The organism is Streptacidiphilus sp. PAMC 29251, from assembly GCF_054208735.2.
Genome location: NZ_CM135725.2, coordinates 4,134,845 through 4,153,303, shown reverse-complemented (window position 1 = coordinate 4,153,303; position 18,459 = coordinate 4,134,845). Strand labels below are relative to the sequence as shown.

The window sequence follows — 18,459 nt, the reverse complement described above, 5'->3', positions numbered from 1 at the left end:
GGGCACGCACTCGGGGGGAGGAGCGCGTGCCCGTTCTCAGCGGGCGACCGGGCCCAGGGGGGGTGGGGCGGGCCGCCCGGCTTGTGGAGGGGGCCCGACCGTCGGTCAGATCCCCATCGGGTGCCAGACCGTCTTGGTCTCCAGGAAGGCCAGGAGACGGTCGGTACCCGGAGCAGCCGTCCAGTCGTTGCCGATGTCGGGCCGCCTTACACGCTTAAGGGTATCCGCTGCGAGCACTTCCAGAGCTCGCGCCGAGCCGGGGCCTTCCGGTGAATTCACGCCGGAGAGGTCGAGGGCGTTGACATCCTGGTGCGAGGCCAGGGTCGGGGCGATGTCCTCGGTCCGTCCGGAGATCAGATTGACCACTCCGCCGGGGAGGTCGGAGGTGGCCAGCACCTCGCCCAGGGACAGCCCGGGCAGCGGCGCGTCCGTCGCCAGGGCGACCACCGCGGTGTTGCCGGTGGCGATCACCGGCGCCAGCACCGACACCAGGCCGAGCAGCGAGAAGCCGTTCCCGCCCTGCGGGGCCAGGATCCCGACCACGCCGGTGGGCTCGGGCGTGGAGAGGTTGAAGTACGGGCCCGCGACCGGGTTGGCCGCGCCGGCGATCTGCGCCACCTTGTCGGTCCAGCCCGCGTACCAGACCCAGCGGTCGACGGCCGCGTCCACCAGCGCGGCGGCCTTCTTGGCGCTGACGCCCTCGCTCACCGCCACCTCGGCGGCGAACTGCTCGCGCCGGCCCTGCAGCATCTCCGCGGCGCGGTAGAGGATCTGCCCGCGGTTGTACGCCGTCGCGCCGGACCAGCCGCTGACCGCCTTGCGCGCGGCGGAGACCGCGTCGCGGGTGTCCTTGCGGGTGCCCTGCGGCGCGTTGGCGAGCCAGTCGCCGGTCTTCCGGTCAGTCACCTCGTACACCCGTCCGCTCTCGGAGCGGGGGAACTTGCCCCCGACATAGAGCTTGTAGGTCTTGTAGACATCAAGGCGGATCTGCTGGGTCTCAGACATCGAGGTACGCCTCCAGGCCGTGGCGACCGCCCTCGCGGCCGTAGCCCGACTCCTTGTAGCCGCCGAAGGGCGAGGTCGGGTCGAACTTGTTGAAGGTGTTGGACCACACCACACCGGCCCTGAGCTGCGAGGCCATCCAGAGGATGCGCGAGCCCTTCTCGGTCCAGATGCCCGCCGAGAGCCCGTACGGGGTGTTGTTGGCCTTGGCGACGGCCTCTTCGGGCGTGCGGAAGGTCAGCACCGAGAGCACCGGGCCGAAGATCTCCTCGCGGGCGACCCGGTGGGTGGCGCTGACGCCGGTGAAGATCGTCGGCGCGAACCAGTAGCCGGACGTCGGCAGCTCGCAGGCGGGGGCCCAGCGCTCGGCGCCCTCGGCCTCGCCGGCGTCGGTCAGTTCCCGGATCCGGGCCAGCTGCTCGGCCGAGTTGATGGCGCCGACGTCGGTGTTCTTGTCCAGCGGATCGCCGACCCGCAGCGTCTCCATCCGGCGCTTCAGCGCGTCGATCACCTCGTCGTGCACCGACTCCTGCACCAGGAGGCGCGAGCCCGCGCGCAGCAGACATGGCCCTGGTTGAAGAAGATGCCGTCCACGATGCCCTCGACGGCCTGGTCGATCGGGGCGTCGTCGAAGACGATGTTCGCCGCCTTGCCGCCCAGTTCCAGCGACAGCCGGGTCCGGGTGCCGGCCAGGGTGCGGGCGATGGACCGGCCGACCTCGGTGGAGCCGGTGAAGGCCACCTTGTCCACGCCCGGGTGCCCGGTCAGCGCGGCGCCGGTGCGGCCGTCGCCGGTGACGATGTTGACCACGCCGCCGGGCAGCCCGGCCTGGCGGCAGATCTCGGCGAAGCGCAGGGCGGTGAGCGGGGTGGTCTCGGCGGGCTTGAGGACCACGGTGTTGCCGGTGGCCAGCGCCGGGGCGATCTTCCAGGCCAGCATCAGCAGCGGGAAGTTCCACGGGATGACCTGCGCGGCCACGCCGACCGGACGCGGATTGGGACCGTAGCCGGCGAACTCCAGCTTGTCGGCCCAGCCCGCGTAGTAGAAGAAGTGCGCGGCGACCAGCGGAAGGTCGACGTCGCGGTCTCCCGGATCGGCTTGCCGCTTGTCGATCGACTCCCAGCACCGCCAGCTCGCGCGAGCGCTCCTGGATGATCCGGGCGATCCGGAACAGGTACTTGCCGCGCTCGGCGCCGGGCAGCGCCGACCAGGCCGGGAAGGCGTCGCGGGCGGCCTTCACCGCGCGGTCGACGTCCTCCGCGGTGCCCTGGGCGACCTCGGCCAGGACCTGCTCGGTGGACGGGTCCACCGTCTTCAGGGACTCGGTGCCGCTGCTCCCGACGAACTCGCCGCCGATGTAGTGGCCGTAGGAGCTGGCGATCTCGCCCGCGGCGGCCCGGGACTCGGGGGCGGGGGCGTACTCGAACAGCTTGCGCCCGGGGGTGGTGGTGGCCGGCGCCGCGGCCGCAGCCGGGGTCTCGGTCTCGTTGGGCTTCTTCTTCGCCACGGCTAGTCCACCGTCACATAGTCAGGACCGGAGTACCGGCCGGTGGTCAGCTTCTGACGCTGCATCAGCAGGTCGTTGAGCAGGCTGGACGCGCCGAAGCGGAACCAGTCCGGGGAGAGCCAGTCGTCGCCGAGGATCTCGTTCACCATCACCAGGTACTTCATGGCGTCCTTGGTGGTGCGGATCCCCCCGGCGGGCTTCACGCCCACCTGGGCGCCGGTCGCGGCGCGGAAGTCGCGGACCGCCTCCAGCAGCACCATGGTCACCGGCGGGGTGGCGTTGACCGCGACCTTGCCGGTGGAGGTCTTGATGAAGTCGGCCCCGGCGATCATCGCCAGCCAGGAGGCCCGGCGGACGTTGTCGTAGGTCTGCAGTTCGCCGGTCTCGAAGATCACCTTGAGGTGCGCGGCGCTGCCGTCGGGGCGGACGCAGGCTTCCTTGATCGCCCTGATGGTCTCGAAGACCTCCAGGTAGCGGCCGGAGAGGAAGGCGCCGCGGTCGATCACCATGTCGATCTCGTCGGCCCCGGCGGCGACCGCCTCGGCGGTGTCGGCGAGCTTCACCGGCAGCCCGGCGCGCCCGGACGGGAACGCGGTCGCGACCGAGGCGATCCGCACGCCGCTGCCGCCGACGGCGGCCCTGGCGAACGGGACCATGTCGGGATAGACGCAGACGGCGGCGACGCGTGGCGTGGTCGGGTCGCTGGGGTCGGGGCGCATCGCCTTGGCGCAGAGCGAGCGGACCTTGCCCGGGGTGTCGGCACCCTCGAGCGTGGTCAGGTCGATCATGGAGATGGCCAGGTCGATGGCGTAGGCCTTGGCGGTGGTCTTGATGGACCTGGTGCCGAGGGACGCGGCACGCGACTGCAGACCGACGGCGTCGACGCCGGGCAGCCCGTGCAGGAAGCGGCGCAGCGTCGCCTCCGACGAGGCGACCTCGGTCAGTCCGGCGGCGGTGGCGGCTGGGGAAGTGGTGGGCATGCTCACCAGATCAGCATATCTACACGCGTAGCGTTTCGTCAGCGCCGATCGGGTGTGACTTTTGTCGGCGGGGGCCTCGTCGGCCGTCGGTGGCCGCCCCGCGGGGCCTCGGCGGCGGCCTGGCCGCCCCATTCCGCCCGGTATGGGCAGCTGATGCCATACCGCAACCAGAGCCCCGGCCGATCCCGGTGGTCGGCTGGGGCAGAATCGTTCACCATGAGCGACCCCCATGGCCAGAGCACATCAGACCGCAACACTCCAGGCCAGGAGACCCCCGGCCCGAGCGAGGCGGCCCCGCTGAACCCGACGGCCGACCCGGTCGCGACTGGCTCGGCCGACACCGACCCGGTCGCCCCCGCTGGCTCGGCTGACACCGCTGGCCCGGTCGTCCCCGCCGGCTCGGTCGCCCCCGCCGGCCTGGTCGACGCCGACGCCGACCCGGCCGACCCCGGCTACGCCGAGCGCCGCTACCGCTCCGTGCCGAGCATGGTCGCCGGAGGACTGCTGACCGCGCTGGCGCTGTGGCTCTGCATCGACGCCATGGTCGAGGGCCACGGCCGGACGCCGTGGTTCGGGCTGGCGACGCTGGCGCTGGTGCTGCCGCTGTTCACCGCCTTCACCTTCTGGCCCGTGGTCCGGGCCGACCGGGACCGGCTGCTGGTCCGCAACCCGTTCCGCACCATCACCGCGCCCTGGGGCGAGGTCGAGACGGTCCAGGCGGCGCTGTCGGTGGAACTGCGTGCGGGCGGCAAGAAGTACCAGGTCTGGGCCGTCCCGGTGTCGCTGCGCCAGCGCAAGCGGGTCGGTCGGCGGGCGATGATGGCCAAGGGCGACGCGGCCATGATGGACTCCCGCCGCACCCGTACCGGCTTCGGCGGCGCGGGCGGCGCCGGGAGCTACCCGGTGGGCGGCCCCGGCCTGCTGCGCGGCCGCGCACGCGGCGGTGCGGGCTCCGGCGACGACGGCGCCGCACCGGCGGGCCTGGCCTGGGCCGACCGGGTCGTGGCGGAGCTGAACACCTTGTCCGACGAGGCGGAGGCGCGTCCTGCTGCGGTCGGCAGCGTCTCGGTCGTCTGGACCTGGTGGATCATCGCTCCGGCCGTGGCGGGCGCGGTGGCCCTGGTGGTGCTGGGGCTGCTCGGCTGAATCCGGTCCTAGGAGGGTGCGCGGGGGCCGCCTCGCGCACCAGCAGGCCGCGCAGGCGCTCCAGCTCCTCGGCGCTCAGCCCGTGGTGGTGCAGGAATCCCGCCGTGGTGCCGTGCCGGGTGTGGACGCGGCCGAGGAAGAGCGCGAGCAGGGCGGCGTGCACCGGGCGCGAAGGGCGTTCGGCGCCGTGCTCGTCCAGGTAGAAGACCGGGCCGTCGAGCAGGCCCAGGCCGGCGTTGGACAGGGCGTAGTCGGCGGCGATGTCGGCGGTGTCCACGCCGAGCGCGGAGAGGATGACGGCGATGGTCACGCCGGTGCGGTCCTTGCCGACCGCGCAGTGGACCAGGGCCGGGAGCGCGTCCGGGGCTATCAGTCGGCGGATGCAGGCCACGATCGGCGGGCCCGCGGTCTCCGCCATGAAGGCGTACATCCCCTCCAGCCCCTCGCCCTCGGCGGCGGCGGTGTCCGGGTTCCCGGTGGGGGCGGCGGCCGCCCTGGCTTCGTCGGCGTCGGCGGCGGCTTCGGCGAGCTGGGCGGGCGCTTCGTACGGCGGCAGCGTCGGCAGCGAGACCAGCTCGAAGTCGAGCCCGTGCCGCTGGTTGGGCCAGTACACGGCCTCCTCCGCGCTGCGCAGGTCGACGACGGTGCGCAGACCCAGCGCGGCGAGCCGGGCCGCGCCGTCCGGACCCAACTCGCAGAGCGAGGCCGAGCGGTAGAGCAGGCCGAGGCTGACGCTGCCGCCGTCGGCGGTGGCGAAGCCCCCGGCGTCGCGGAGGTTGCGGACGCCGGGGATGCTGATCAGCCGGTCGGCGCCGGGGGTGGGAGTGGGGGTGGGGTGCTGCTGGTCCGTCTCCATGCCCCTCACCCTAGAGCCGCCCGCTGACAGCGCGGCAGGGTGCCTGGACCCGCTGTGACGGCAGGGTGCCTGGACCCGCTGTGACGGCAGGGTGCCTGGACCCGCTGTGACGGGGTCAGATCCCCGCGGCCTCGGCGAGGTCCCGCTTCAGCGCGGCCAGCAGTTCGGCGGCGGTGCTCCGGGCGTCGCCGAGGACGTCGCCCGAGCCGACCGGGACGACGACCTCCAGGTAGCACTTCAGCTTGGGCTCGGTGCCGGACGGCCGGACCACCACCCGCGCCGAGGTGACGGCCGCGCCGCTGAGCCGGTAGCGCAGCCCGTCCGTGGGCGGCAGCCCCTCGCTGCCGCGCTCCAGGTCCTCGGCCGAGTCCACCCGCAGCCCGGCCAGGGCGGTCGGCGGGTGGGCGCGCAGCCGGGCCATGGCGTCGGCGATCCGGCGCAGGTCGGCGACCCGGACCGAGAGCTGGTCGGTGGCGTGCAGCCCGTGGGTGAGGGCCAGGTCGTCCAGCAGGTCGCCCAGGGTGCGGCCGGACGACTTGAGGCCCGCCGCCAGTTCGGCGACGGTGAGCGCGGCGCTGATGCCGTCCTTGTCGCGGACGGCGTCCGGGTCGACGCAGTAGCCGAGCGCCTCCTCGTAGCCGTAGCGCAGGCCCTCGGCCCGGGAGATCCACTTGAAGCCGGTCAGCGTCTCGGCGTAGGGGAGGCCGGCCGCCCCGGCGATCCTGGACAGCAGGGACGAGGAGACGATGGTGGTGGCGAAGGCCCCGGTGGCCCGCCGGGACACCAGGTGGGCGGCGAGCAGCGCGCCGACCTCGTCCCCGCGCAGCATCCGCCAGCCGGAGTCGGCGGCCGGGTCGGGGACGGCCACCGCGAGCCGGTCGGCGTCCGGGTCGTTGGCGATGACCAGGTCCGGGCCGAGCGCCGCGGCGGTGCGGAAGGCCAGGTCCATCGCCCCGGGCTCCTCCGGGTTGGGGAAGCTGACGGTGGGGAAGTCCGGGTCGGGGTCGGCCTGTTCGGCGACCGTGCTCGGGGTGGGGAAGCCGGCGCGCTTGAACGCGGCGAGGAAGGTGTCCCGGCCGACGCCGTGCAGCGGGGTGTAGACCACGGACAGGTCGCGCGGCGCGTGCGGGTCGACCACGGCGGCGGCGCGGGCCAGGTAGGGCTCCAGGATCTCGGCCTCGGTGAGCACGTCCCAGCCCTCGGCGGCCAGCGGGACCTGGTCCAGCGAGTCGATCGCGTCGATCCGGTCGGCGATGCCGGCGTCGTGCGGCGGAACGATCTGCGAGCCCTCCAGCTCGCCGCCGAGGTAGACCTTGTAGCCGTTGTCGCGGGCCGGGTTGTGGCTGGCGGTGACCATCACCCCGGCCGCCGCGTCCAGGTGCCGCACCGCGAAGGCCAGCACCGGGGTGGGCAGCGGTCCCGGCAGCAGTGCGGCGTTGAGCCCGGCGCCGACCATCACCGCGGCGGTGTCGCGGGCGAACTCGTAGGACTTGTGCCGGGCGTCGTAGCCGATGACCACCAGGCCGTGCGCGGCGTCCCGCTTCAGATAGGCGGCGAGCCCGGCGGCGGCACGGATGACCACGGCGCGGTTCATCCGCATCGGGCCCGCGCCCATCTCGCCGCGGAGGCCGGCGGTGCCGAACTGCAGCGTCCCGGAGAAGCGCTCGCAGAGCACCGACCAGGCCCGCGAGTGCTCCTCGGAGGCGTCGCCCTCGGTGGCCGCGAGCAGCTCGGTGAGCTCGGCCCGGGTGTCCGGGTCAGGGTCCTCGGCGAGCCAGGTACGGGCCCGGGTCAGCAGGTCGGTGCCGGCGGTCGGCTTCATCGCTTCGTCCGTTCTATCTCTGGTTCAGGTCCGTACAACGAGCATGGCACCCGCCACGGGGAAGCGGCGGATGCCAGGGGTGGGCTCGGTTCGTCCGGCCCGCGGGAGGGCTGCGGGGAGGGCTGCGGGTGGGGGCGGTGGGCGGCGGTGGGGGCGGCGGGGCTCAGAGCCGTTCGAGCACCTTGGCCAGCAGCGCGCCCATCCGGGTGGCGGAGGTGCGGCCGGCCTCCAGGACCTCGGCGTGGTTCAGCGGCTCGCCGGTGATGCCCGCGGCCAGGTTGGTGACCAGGGACAGGCCCAGCACCTCGGCCCCGGCCTCGCGGGCGGCGATGGCCTCCAGCGTGGTGGACATGCCGACCAGGTCGCCGCCGATGGCGCGGACCATGCTGATCTCGGCCGGGGTCTCGTAGTGCGGCCCGGTGAACTGGACGTAGACGCCCTCCTCCAGGCTCGGGTCGATCTCCCGGCACAGGGTGCGCAGCCGCGTGGAGTAGAGGTCGGTGAGGTCCACGAAGTTCGCGCCGACGATCGGCGAGGCCGCGGTCAGGTTGATGTGGTCGCTGATCAGCACCGGCTGGCCGGGGGCCATGCCCTCGCGGAGCCCGCCGCAGCCGTTGGTCAGCACCACCGTGCGGCAGCCGGCCGCGACGGCGGTGCGGACGCCGTGGGCGACGGCGGCGACGCCGTGGCCCTCGTAGTAGTGGGTGCGGCCCAGGAAGACCAGGGCGCGGACGCCGCCGATGGTGATCGAGCGGACCATGCCGGAGTGGCCGGCCACTCCGGGCGGGGGGAAGCCGGGGAGCGCGGTGATCGGGAACTCGTGGTCGGGCGTGCCGAGCTCGTCGGCGGCCGGAACCCAGCCGGAGCCCATGACCAGCGCGACATCGTGGTTCTCCACACCGGTGAGTGCGCGCAGCGCGGCGGCGGCCTCCTTGGCGGCGGCGTACGGCGAGTACGGGTCGGCGGGGGTGTCGTCGGCGGTCCTGCTGCTGGTGTCAGCGGCGGCGACCGGCTGAGGGGATGCGTTCACACTGACGAGGATATCCGTTCACCCTACGCGCGTAGAAGAACGAACGGATGACATTTCCGACAGTCGAGCGGGTGCGGACTGTACGGTCCGCCAATTGCCTGGATCCGAGGCGGGTCCGGCCCGGCCGGGGCGCTCAGCAGGGGCGCTTGCGGAGTTCCATGACGTAGTCGTGCGGGGCGCCGGCCGACTCCGCCGCGTCGGCGATGATGCCGAGGTAGCGGGCCGAGGGCAGGCCGCCCTCGTAGTCGTTGAGGACGTAGGTCCAGGCGGTGAGGTCGCCCTCCAGGGTGTGCACCCTGACCTTCAGCTTGCGGTAGAAGCCCAGCGGCAGGCCCTCCCAGCGGTCGAGGCCGGCCTCGTCCCCCGGGGCGATGTCGTAGAGGCCGACGAAGACCTGGTCCTTCTCGTCCTCGACCACTGTGGCGATCGAGCCCTCCCAGCCGAACTGCTCCCCGCCGAAGGTCAGCCGCCAGCCGTCCAGCCAGCCGGTGCCGCGCAGCGGCGAGGCCGGGGCACGGCGGCTCATCTGCCGGGCGTCGAGGTTGCTGGCGTAGGCGGCGTAGAGCGACATGCGTCACAGCGTACGGGAGACGTGGCTGGCGGCGGGCTCCGGACGGCCGAGCCCGGTGTGGTCCAGGGGTAAAGGTGCGGGACAATGGCGCATGTGACTCGGATAGTGATCATCGGTGGCGGACCAGGCGGATACGAGGCGGCGCTTGTCGCCGCGGACCTCGGCGCGGAGGTGACCGTCGTGGACAGCGACGGCCTCGGCGGCGCGGCGGTGCTGACGGACTGCGTGCCGTCGAAGACCCTGATCGCCACGGCCGAGGTGATGACGAGCTTCGACAGCTCCTACGAGGAGCTGGGCATCACGGTCGCGGACGACAGCCCCACCGCGCGGGCCCGGGTGGTCGGGGTGGACCTGGGCAAGGTCAACCGACGGGTGAAGCGGCTCGCGATCGCCCAGTCGCACGACATCACCCAGTCGGTCACCAGGGCCGGGGTCACCCTGCTGCGCGGCTTCGGCCGGCTCGCCGAGGGCGGCCAGGGCGTGGACGGCTCGCGCGGCGTGGTGGTGGACCTCGCCGAGGGCGGATCGCAGGAGCTGCGCGCGGACGCCGTGCTGATCGCCACCGGCACGCACCCGCGGGAGCTTCCGGACGCGGCGCCGGACGGCGAGCGGATCCTCACCTGGACCCAGGTCTACGACCTGGACGAGCTGCCGGAGGAGCTGATCGTGGTCGGCTCCGGCGTCACCGGGGCCGAGTTCGCCGGCGCCTACCAGGCGCTGGGGTCGCGGGTGACCCTGGTGTCCAGCCGGGACCGGGTGCTGCCGGGCGAGGACCCGGACGCCGCCAATGTGCTGGAGGACGTGTTCCGCCGGCGCGGCATGAACGTGATGTCGCAGTCCCGGGCCCAGTCGGTGCGACGGGTCGGCGACAAGGTCGAGGTGACCCTGGCCGACGGACGGGTGATCACCGGCTCGCACTGCCTGATGGCGGTCGGCTCGATCCCCAACACCGCCGGGATGGGCCTGGAGGCGGCCGGGGTGAAGCTCACCGAGGGCGGCCAGGTGAAGGTGGACCGGGTCTCCCGCACCAGCGCGCCGGGCGTCTACGCGGCCGGGGACTGCACCGGGGTCTTCATGCTGGCGTCGGTCGCGGCGATGCAGGGCCGGATCGCGATGTACCACGCGTTGGGGGACGCGGTGCAGCCGCTGGACCTGAAGACGGTGGCGTCCAATGTCTTCACCGACCCGGAGATCGCTACGGTCGGTTACAGCGCGGCCGACGTCGAGTGCGGGAAAATGGACGCGGTCTGCGTGAAGCTGCCGCTGCGCGGGAACCCGCGGGCGAAGATGCAGGGCATCAGGGACGGCTTTGTGAAGCTGTTCTGCCGTCCGGGCACCGGGATCGTGGTGGGCGGGGTGGTGGTCGCGCCGCGGGCCAGCGAGCTGATCCACCCGATCTCGCTGGCGGTGGACAACAATCTGACGGTCGAGCAGGTGGCCAGCGCGTTCACGGTCTACCCGTCGGTCTCCGGATCGATCGCGGAGGCGGCCCGGCAACTGCACATCCGCAAGCGGGCGGAGAGCGCGGGCGGGGCGTGAAGTAGTGACGGGCGGCGCGCATTGTAGGGGTGCGCGCCCGTCCGTGGTGGACAACTTCGACTACTAAGGGCAAACGCCTGAAAGCAGATGGTCATGCACGTTACCGTCTGTTTCGTGTTCGCAGCAGAACGTCGCCAGTTGATCCTCGAAATGGTGCGCGCCAATGGAGCGGTTTCGCTCCGGGAGCTCGCCCGAGTCGTCCAGACCTCCGAAGTGACCGTCCGCCGTGATGTGCGTGCCCTGGAGGCCGAAGGCCTCCTCGACCGCAGACACGGTGGAGCGGTGCTGCCCGGGGGTCTCTCCAGAGAGCCGGGATATCCGCAGAAGACGCACCTCGCCGCGGCGGAGAAGAGCGCGATCGCCGACCTGGCCGCCTCGATGGTCGCCGAGGGCGACGCGATCGTGGTGGGCGCCGGCACCACCACGCAGGAACTGGCCCGCCGGTTGGCCCGGGTGCCCGGGCTGACCGTGGTCACCAACTCGCTGCTGGTGGCCCAGGCGCTGGCCCATGCCAACCGGGTGGAGGTGGTGATGACCGGCGGCACCCTGCGCGGGTCCAACTACGCCCTGGTCGGGAGCGGCGCCGAACAGTCGCTGCAGGGGCTGCGGGTGACGCGTGCCTTCATCTCCGGCAGCGGGCTCACCGCGGAGCGGGGGCTGTCGACCACCAACATGCTCTCCTCCAGTGTGGACCGGGCCCTGGTCGGCGCGGCGGCGGAGGTCGTCGTGCTCGCCGACCACGGCAAGCTCGGCTCCGACACCATGTTCCAGACCGTCGCCGCGGAGGGCATCGCCTGCCTGGTGACGGACGAGGGGGCCGGGATGTCCGAGGTGGCGTCGAGGGAGCTGGACGCGCTGGCGGATCGGGGGGTCCAGGTGTGCGTGGCGCCGGTGGTCCCGCCGACGGGTGCGGTTCCGCCGCTGGGCGGGGGGCGGCGTCCTCCGGGGTGGCGTTTCCGGCGCAGCGGAGGGCGGCGCTGCCGGTGGCGCGAGGAGTCGCCCGGGGGTGAGGTTTGCTGCGGCGCGGGGCGCTGCGCTGCGCTGGCCTGGGGTTTGCCTGCGGCGCGGGTTTGTGTGCGGGGGCGGGCCGGGTCGGGGAAGTCGCTCTGGGGCCTGCTGCGAAACGGGTGCTTTCTCGTCGAGGTGCCCTTATTTCGCCGATTGCACCCGTTTCTCGCTTTGACGGCCCCTGCCGCGACCACCCCGCCCCGTCCCACCCCCTCCCGTAGGTGGGGGAGGGGGTGGGACGGTGGTCAGTCCTTGATCTCGCAGATCGCCGCGCCGCTGGTGACGGTGGCGCCGATGGCGGCGGTGAGGCCGACCACGGTGCCGGTCTTGTGGGCGTTGAGCGGCTGCTCCATCTTCATGGCCTCGAGGACGACGATGAGATCGCCTGCCTCGACCGCCTGGCCCTCCTCGACGGCGACCTTGACGATGGTGCCCTGCATCGGTGAGGCGAGGGTGTCGCCCGACGCCGCGGAGCCGGCCTTGGTGCTGGCGGTGCGGCGCTTGGACTTGGCGGCGGCCGGCTTGCTGCTGCTGGCCGCGAGGTTGGCGGGCAGCGACACCTCGATGCGTTTGCCGCCGACCTCGACCACGACGGTCTCGCGGGTGTCGGGTTCGTCGGTGTCCGTGCCGGTGGGGGTGAAGGCGGGGATGGTGTTGGTGAAGTCGGTCTCGATCCAGCGGGTGTAGATGGTGAAGGGTTCGCTGGTGAAGGCGGGGTCGGCGACGACGGCGCGGTGGAAGGGGATGGCGGTGGCCATGCCTTCGACCTGGAATTCGGCCAGGGCGCGGGCGGCGCGTTGCAGGGCCTGGGTGCGGGTGGCGCCGGTGACGATGAGCTTGGCCAGCAGGGAGTCCCAGGCCGGGCCGATGACGGATCCGGTTTCCACGCCGCTGTCGAGGCGGACGCCGGGGCCGGTGGGGGGTGCGAAGCGGGTGACGGTGCCGGGGGCGGGCAGGAAGCCGCGTCCGGGGTCCTCGCCGTTGATGCGGAACTCGAAGGAGTGGCCGCGGGCGGGGGGTCGGTGTAGCCGAGTCCTTCGCCGTCGGCGATGCGGAACTGTTCGCGGACCAGGTCGATGCCGGTGACTTCTTCGGTGACCGGGTGTTCGACCTGCAGGCGGGTGTTGACCTCCAGGAAGCTGATGGTGCCGTCGTTGGCGACCAGGAACTCGCAGGTGCCTGCGCCGACGTAGCCGGCTTCCTTGAGGATGGCTTTGGAGGCGGTGTAGAGCTGGTGGTTCTGGTCGTCGGTCAGGAACGGTGCGGGGGCCTCTTCGACCAGTTTCTGGTGGCGGCGTTGCAGGGAGCAGTCGCGGGTGCTGACGACGACGACGTTGCCGTGGGTGTCGGCCAGGCACTGGGTCTCGACGTGGCGGGGCTGGTCGAGGTAGCGCTCGACGAAGCATTCGCCGCGGCCGAAGGCGGCGACGGCCTCGCGGACGGCGGAGTCGTAGAGTTCGGGGATCTCGTCGAGGGTGCGGGCGACTTTCAGGCCGCGGCCGCCGCCGCCGAAGGCTGCTTTGATGGCGACCGGGAGGCCGTGCTGCTGGGCGAAGGCGAGGACTTCGTCGGGGCCGGTGACGGGGTCGGGGGTGCCGGCGACCAGGGGGGCGCCGGCGCGTTGGGCGATGTGGCGGGCGGCGACCTTGTCGCCGAGGTCGCGGATGGCCTGGGGCGGGGGGCCGATCCAGGTCAGGCCGGCGTCCAGGACGGCCTGGGCGAATTCGGCGTTCTCGGACAGAAAGCCGTAGCCGGGGTGGATCGCGTCCGCGCCGGAGTCGGCGGCGGCCTTGAGCACCTTGGTGATGTCGAGGTAGCTGCCGGCCGGGGTGTCGCCACCGAGGGCGAAGGCCTCGTCGGCCGCGCGGACATGCAGCGCGTCCCGGTCCGGCTCGGCGTACACGGCGACGCTGGCAATACCCGCGTCCCGACAGGCCCGGGCGACGCGGACTGCGATTTCTCCGCGGTTGGCGATGAGCACCTTGCGCACAATGGCTCCCTTCTTGAACCGTGGATGAGTTTATGGAGTACGAGGGCCAGTTGGTGTACTGGATCCGGTGGTGAGCTTGCCCACACGGAGGGTGATTCTTTCTGCTCCACGGTACGCCGGGGCCTCGATGATGGGTTGTGCGGCACAACTCTTCCGCCACAGCCTACTCGTCAGTAAGGTGCCGATATGAGGATCTGGGCGACCATTGGGGCGGTTCTGCTGCTGCTGCTCGAAGCGCTGGTGACCAGTGTCCTGGCTGTGGTGTTGGGCATCGGCGTGAAGCGGCAGAACATGTCGTTGGGCGGGCTGGCGCCCGGGCGCATGGCGCTGGGGGTATGGGTCGGCCTGGGCGCGCTGGCGGGCTTCCTGGCCGTGGTCGGGGTGGTGCTGGGGATCATGGCTGCGCGGAAGCGTGCCATGGGGCGGCCGACAAGGATTCTGCTGATTGTCTGTGCTGTGCTGCACGCGGTGCTCGCGGCGGTGACGCTCGCTTTGTCGGGAGTACTCGCCTTTGTCGTGTTGACGGTCACGCTCGGCTTCCTGGTGCTGCTCATTCAGCTGGGATCGGCACCGGTGTGGGACGCGGCGCCGAGGCCTGCGCCGTGACGTCGCCGACGAGTTCGACGATGTCGGGTCCGTAGGACCCCGGCTGGACCACCTTGAGGATCAGGCAGAAGGTGCCGCTCAGCCCGTGGCTCTGCATCAGCTGGCGGTGGTGCGAGATCAGGTAGTGCGCCGCGGCCTGGTTGGAGGTCGCGGTCTGACCGGACACCAGGAACGCCGGCCGGCCGCCTTCGCCCGCGGAGATGCGGGCCAGCAGGACGTAGCTGGCCTCGGCGGTCCAGGTGTAGGCGTTCGGGCCCACCTCGATCTGGAACTCGGAGGGGAGCGCGCGCTGGGTGGTGTCGCCGTCGATCCGCACCCCGGGGAAGCGCCAGGCCAGGTGCGCGGCCGTGCGGGAGTTGCTGGCCGGCCCGCCGATGCAGAACTCCGCCTTGTCGCCGAGGCCCTGGCGTATCTCGTTGTGCGGGACGATGTCCGCCCTGGCGCCGCACTCCTGGACCAGCGCGGCCAGCTCCATCAGGGCGTAGACGTCGTGCCGGGAGACGCTCTTCTCGCTGACCGAGCTGGTGTGGCGGTTCACCACCAGCAGGCACTCGGTGCCGGCGTAGAGGCCGAAGAACTGCTGCTTGCGGTTGCAGCTTGCGGCGGCGCAGGGCAGCCTGCAGGGCCCAGGCGGCAGCGGCGCTGAGCCCGCTGGAGACCACGCCGAGGATGACGTCGAGCACACCGTTCCCCATCTGCTCCCCCTGAGGTGTGTAGGGCATCAGGGTAGTGGCTGGGTCCGACAGTGCGTCAGGTCCAGAGGTCGGTGATCCTGACGTCCAACCGCAGCAGCAGGGTGCGCAGCAGCGGCAGGGACAGGCCGATGACATTGCCGTGGCTGCCGTCGATGCCGTCGACGAAGGGGGCGGAGCGGCCGTCCAGGGTGAACGCCCCGGCGACCTTCAGCGGTTCGCCGCTGGCGACGTAGGCGGCGATCTCCTGGTCGGTGGGGGAGCCGAAGCGGACGGTGGTGGAGGCGGTGGCGGAGGCCTCGGCCCCGGTGCGGGTGTCGATCACGCAGTGGCCGGTCTCCAGCACGCCGTCGCGGCCGCGCATCGCCTGCCAGCGGGCCAGGGCCTCGGCGGCGTCGGCGGGCTTGCCCAGCGCCTCCCCGTCCAGGTCGAGCACCGAGTCGCAGCCGATGACCAGGGCGGGGGTGGTCAGCGTCGCGGCCACCGCCCGGGCCTTGGCCTCGGCCAGGACCAGGGCCAGTCGGCCGGGGTGGGGGCGGTGACGGCCTCCTCGTCCACGCCGCTGACGACCACCTTCGGGTCGAGTCCGGCCTGCCGCAGCAGGCCGAGGCGGGCGGGGGAGGCGGAGGCGAGGATCAGCGGCACGGTCATGGTGACCAGGGTAGGGGGATCAGGTGGTGGCCAGGATCAGGATCAGGATGGCGAAGAGGGCGATGAGCAGCCCTACCCGGCGCAGGAGCGCGTTCAGTCGGCGCTTCTCCTGCGCGGTCTCGTCGACGGGATCGGACCACAGCATGCTTTCCAGGGTGCAACGGGAGCCCCGCCCCGCGCCTGAGTACGGGTACTCAGATGTGTGCGGGACGGGGCTCGCCGGGTCAGTGCGCCCAGGCGGAACTGCGCCAGGCGTTGGGGCCGGGGCGCAGCGGGCGCCGCAGGGTGCGGGCCCTGGACGTCCACTCGGTGGTGCGGGTGTCCTCGGTGGTCCGGGCGGCGTTGGCGGCCGCCCGGGCCGAGACCACCGCCAGGACGGCGGCGAGCTCCTCGGGGCTGGGTCGGCCGTGGAGGACCTTGATGGGGGGCATGGCTCTCCTTACAGGGGGATGTTGCCGTGCTTCTTGGGCGGCAGCACCTCGCGCTTGTTGCGCAGGGCGCGGAGGCCCCTGACGATGTGCTGGCGGGTTTCGGAGGGCATGACGACTGCGTCGATGTAGCCGCGTTCGGCCGCCACGTAGGGGTTCAGCAGGGTGTCCTCGTAGGCCTGGATCAGTTCGGCCCGGCGGGCGTCCTTGTCGGGGGCGGCGGCGAGGTCGGCCCGGTGCAGGATGTTTGACGGCGCCCTGGGCACCCATCACCGCGATCTGGGCGGTGGGCCAGGCCAGGTTGAGGTCCGCGCCGAGGTGCTTGGAGCCCATCACGTCGTAGGCCCCGCCGAAGGCCTTGCGGGTGATCACGGTGATCAGCGGGACGGTGGCCTCGGCGTAGGCGTAGATCAGCTTGGCGCCGCGGCGGATGATGCCGTCCCACTCCTGGCCGGTGCCGGGCAGGAAGCCGGGGACGTCGACGAAGGTCAGCACCGGGATGTTGAAGGCGTCGCAGGTGCGGACGAAGCGGGCGGCCTTCTCCGAGGCGTCGATGTCCAGGCAGCCGGCGAACTGCATCGGCTGGTTGGCGACGACGCCGACGGCGTGGCCCTCGACCCGGCCGAAGCCGGTGACCATGTTCGGCGCGAACAGCGACTGGGTCTCCAGGAACTCGCCCTCGTCGAGGATGTGGCCGATGACCTTGATCATGTCGTAGGGCTGGTTGGCCGAGTCGGGGACGATCACGTCCAGTTCCAGGTCCAGCTCGCTGGTGGCGAGGTCGGCCTCCTCGGGGAAGGCGGGCGGCTCCTCGAGGTTGTTGGACGGGAGGTAGGAGAGCAGCGCCTTGACGTAGTCGACGGCTTCCTTCTCGTCCGAGGCCAGGTGGTGCGCCACGCCGGACTTGGAGTTGTGGGTGCGGGCGCCGCCCAGCTCCTCCATGCCGACGTCCTCGCCGGTGACGGTCTTGATCACGTCGGGCCCGGTGATGAACATGTGCGAGGTCTGGTCGGCCATCACCACGAAGTCGGTGATCGCCGGGGAGTACACCGCGCCGCCGGCGCAGGGGCCCATGATCAGCGAGATCTGCGGGATCACGCCGGAGGCCAGCACGTTGCGGCGGAAGATCTCGCCGTAGAGGCCGAGGGACGCCACTCCTTCTTGGATGCGGGCGCCGCCGGAGTCGTTGATGCCGATCATCGGGCAGCCGGTCTTCAGCGCGAAGTCCATGACCTTGACGATCTTCTCGCCGAAGACCTCGCCGAGGGAGCCGCCGAAGACGGTGAAGTCCTGGGCGAAGACCGCGACCTGGCGGCCGTCGACGGTGCCGTAGCCGGTCACCACGCCGTCGCCGTAGGGGCGGGTCTTCTCCTGGCCGAAGTTGGTGGAGCGGTGCCGGGCGAACTCGTCGAACTCCACGAAGGAGTCCTCGTCGAGCAGCAGCGCCACCCGTTCGCGGGCGGTCAGCTTGCCCTTGGCGTGCTGCTTCTCGATGGCGCGGGCGGAGCCCGAGTGCGTGGCCTCGTCGAGCCGCCGCTTCAGCTCCGCGATCTTGCCGGCAGTGGTGTGGGCCGCGCCCTCATTGGCGATTTCGGCATGGGACATCCGGCGCGACTCCCGTCAGGAGGGGGTAGTACCGGCAGCTCTGCCAGTACCAACGGGTGAGGTTTCCGTTCAGTAGCGTAGTCATGACGGGCACGTGGCGGATACGGGGAGTGACCGGGGTCATAGGCTTGGGCGCATGACTTCTCCTTGGAGCGATCTGGACCGGCCGCCGCTGCGCGGGACGGCGTTGGAGCGGGCGCTGGTGCGTCCCGGGGGGCTGTGGACTTCGGTGCGGGTGGTGACCGAGACCGGCTCCACCAACAGCGACCTGATGGCGGCCGCCGCCGGGGGCGCGGCGGCCGGGGCGGTGCTGGTCGCCGAGCAGCAGACGGCCGGGCGGGGACGGCTGCAGCGGACCTGGACCGCGCCGGCCCGGTCCGGGATCTTCCTGTCGCTGCTGCTGCGGCCCGAGGTGCCCAAGGAGCGCTGGGGCTGGCTGCCGCTGCTGGTCGGGGTCTCCGCGGCGTCCGCGCTGAGCCGGGCGGCGGAGACCGAGGTGCGGCTGAAGTGGCCCAACGACCTGCTGGTGACCGTCGGGGCCGAGGAGCGGAAGCTGGGCGGGATCCTGGCGGAGGCAGCCGGGGACGCGGTGGTGGTCGGAATCGGGCTGAACGTCAGCCTGCGGGCCGAGGAGCTGCCGGTGCCGACCGCCGGATCGCTGCTGCTGGCGGGCAGCGCGGTGACCGACCGGGAGACCCTGCTGCGGGCCCTGCTGCGGACCTTCGCCGAGCTGTACCAGGAGTGGGTGGCCGGCGGCGGGGACCCGGAGCTCAGCGGGCTGCGGGCGGCCTACGAGGCGCAGTGCGCCACCCTGGGCCGCCAGGTCCGGGTGGAACTGCCCGGCGACCGCGAGCTGCTGGGCGAGGCGGTGGGCGTGGACGCGGACGGCCGGCTGGTCGTCGCGGACGGCGCGGGGGCGACCACGGCGGTCGGCGCCGGGGACGTGGTCCATGTCCGTGGACGGTCCGAGCCGGGGCTCTAACCTGGAGTGATGCCCCGGATGGCGGGAATCCGTGCGAGGATTCG

The 18,459-nt window shown here is 72.2% G+C and carries 13 protein-coding genes and 5 pseudogenes; 5 read left to right on the top strand and 13 right to left on the bottom strand.

What is annotated here, in order from left to right; genetic code table 11:
- Positions 1–105 precede the first annotated feature (105 nt).
- The 3 genes and pseudogenes from ACXKR8_RS19425 to deoC form a co-directional block, all read right to left on the bottom strand.
- Positions 106–1,005, bottom strand: coding sequence for an aldehyde dehydrogenase family protein (locus ACXKR8_RS19425; RefSeq protein ID WP_458274161.1), 900 nt, complete (start codon positions 1,003–1,005; stop codon positions 106–108).
- A pseudogene (locus tag ACXKR8_RS19420) lies at positions 998–2,431 on the bottom strand (aldehyde dehydrogenase family protein). Before ACXKR8_RS19420 ends, ACXKR8_RS19425 begins: the two are co-directional and overlap by 8 nt.
- Positions 2,432–2,511: 80 nt before the next feature.
- On the bottom strand, positions 2,512–3,489 hold the full coding sequence (deoC, locus tag ACXKR8_RS19415) for a deoxyribose-phosphate aldolase (RefSeq protein ID WP_458274160.1): 978 nt from the start codon (positions 3,487–3,489) through the stop codon (positions 2,512–2,514).
- Between the two features lie 216 nt (positions 3,490–3,705).
- Here deoC and ACXKR8_RS19410 point away from each other — a divergent pair, with 216 nt between their 5' ends.
- On the top strand, positions 3,706–4,635 hold the full coding sequence (locus ACXKR8_RS19410; RefSeq protein ID WP_458274159.1) for a PH domain-containing protein: 930 nt from the start codon (positions 3,706–3,708) through the stop codon (positions 4,633–4,635).
- On the opposite strand, the gene ACXKR8_RS19405 is transcribed toward ACXKR8_RS19410, so the two are convergent.
- The 4 genes from ACXKR8_RS19405 to ACXKR8_RS19390 form a co-directional block, all read right to left on the bottom strand.
- Entirely contained in the window at positions 4,577–5,491 is a 915-nt protein-coding gene (locus tag ACXKR8_RS19405; protein WP_462100600.1) for a tyrosine-protein phosphatase, read from the bottom strand. The two genes, ACXKR8_RS19410 and ACXKR8_RS19405, sit on opposite strands and share 59 nt — an antisense overlap.
- Before the next feature lie 115 nt (positions 5,492–5,606).
- Complete coding sequence (locus ACXKR8_RS19400; protein WP_458274157.1) at positions 5,607–7,313, bottom strand: phospho-sugar mutase; 1,707 nt, start codon at positions 7,311–7,313, stop codon at positions 5,607–5,609.
- A 163-nt stretch (positions 7,314–7,476) separates the two neighbouring features.
- A complete protein-coding gene (locus tag ACXKR8_RS19395; protein WP_458274156.1) occupies positions 7,477–8,343 on the bottom strand; it encodes a purine-nucleoside phosphorylase in 867 nt (288 codons plus the stop codon).
- 133 nt (positions 8,344–8,476) lie between these two features.
- Entirely contained in the window at positions 8,477–8,914 is a 438-nt protein-coding gene (locus ACXKR8_RS19390) for a gamma-glutamylcyclotransferase (protein WP_458274155.1), read from the bottom strand.
- 84 nt (positions 8,915–8,998) lie between these two features.
- Between ACXKR8_RS19390 and ACXKR8_RS19385 the strand changes: the two genes are divergently transcribed.
- A complete protein-coding gene (locus ACXKR8_RS19385) occupies positions 8,999–10,453 on the top strand; it encodes an NAD(P)H-quinone dehydrogenase (RefSeq protein WP_458274154.1) in 1,455 nt (484 codons plus the stop codon).
- Between the two features lie 150 nt (positions 10,454–10,603).
- Positions 10,604–11,482: pseudogene (locus ACXKR8_RS19380) on the top strand (DeoR/GlpR family DNA-binding transcription regulator); the annotation flags it as partial.
- A 224-nt stretch (positions 11,483–11,706) separates the two neighbouring features.
- Here the strand turns inward: ACXKR8_RS19380 and ACXKR8_RS19375 are convergent.
- Positions 11,707–13,451: pseudogene (locus ACXKR8_RS19375) on the bottom strand (acetyl/propionyl/methylcrotonyl-CoA carboxylase subunit alpha).
- 186 nt (positions 13,452–13,637) lie between these two features.
- Between ACXKR8_RS19375 and ACXKR8_RS19370 the strand changes: the two are divergent.
- Positions 13,638–14,057, top strand: a complete 420-nt coding sequence (locus ACXKR8_RS19370; protein ID WP_458274153.1) for a hypothetical protein — start codon at positions 13,638–13,640, stop codon at positions 14,055–14,057.
- On the opposite strand, the gene ACXKR8_RS19365 is transcribed toward ACXKR8_RS19370, so the two are convergent.
- The 5 genes and pseudogenes from ACXKR8_RS19365 to ACXKR8_RS19345 all read right to left on the bottom strand — a co-directional run bounded on the left by ACXKR8_RS19365 (position 14,002) and on the right by ACXKR8_RS19345 (position 17,433).
- Positions 14,002–14,742 carry a hypothetical protein gene (locus tag ACXKR8_RS19365; RefSeq protein WP_462100599.1) on the bottom strand — a complete coding sequence of 247 codons (741 nt, stop codon included), beginning with the start codon at positions 14,740–14,742 and terminating at the stop codon, positions 14,002–14,004. The genes ACXKR8_RS19370 and ACXKR8_RS19365 overlap by 56 nt on opposite strands.
- Positions 14,743–14,807: 65 nt before the next feature.
- Positions 14,808–15,400: pseudogene (locus ACXKR8_RS19360) on the bottom strand (nucleoside triphosphate pyrophosphatase).
- A 19-nt stretch (positions 15,401–15,419) separates the two neighbouring features.
- The gene (gene mmpB, locus ACXKR8_RS19355; protein WP_458274150.1) at positions 15,420–15,545 is read right to left on the bottom strand and encodes a morphogenic membrane protein MmpB; all 126 of its coding nucleotides are present in this window, start codon (positions 15,543–15,545) and stop codon (positions 15,420–15,422) included.
- A gap of 79 nt (positions 15,546–15,624) precedes the next feature.
- Positions 15,625–15,831 carry an acyl-CoA carboxylase epsilon subunit gene (locus tag ACXKR8_RS19350; protein ID WP_458274149.1) on the bottom strand — a complete coding sequence of 69 codons (207 nt, stop codon included), beginning with the start codon at positions 15,829–15,831 and terminating at the stop codon, positions 15,625–15,627.
- Between the two features lie 8 nt (positions 15,832–15,839).
- A pseudogene (locus ACXKR8_RS19345) lies at positions 15,840–17,433 on the bottom strand (acyl-CoA carboxylase subunit beta).
- A gap of 136 nt (positions 17,434–17,569) precedes the next feature.
- On the opposite strand from ACXKR8_RS19345, the gene ACXKR8_RS19340 reads away from it, so the two are divergent.
- A complete protein-coding gene (locus ACXKR8_RS19340; RefSeq protein WP_458274147.1) occupies positions 17,570–18,415 on the top strand; it encodes a biotin--[acetyl-CoA-carboxylase] ligase in 846 nt (281 codons plus the stop codon).
- The last annotated feature ends 44 nt before the right edge of the window (positions 18,416–18,459 follow it).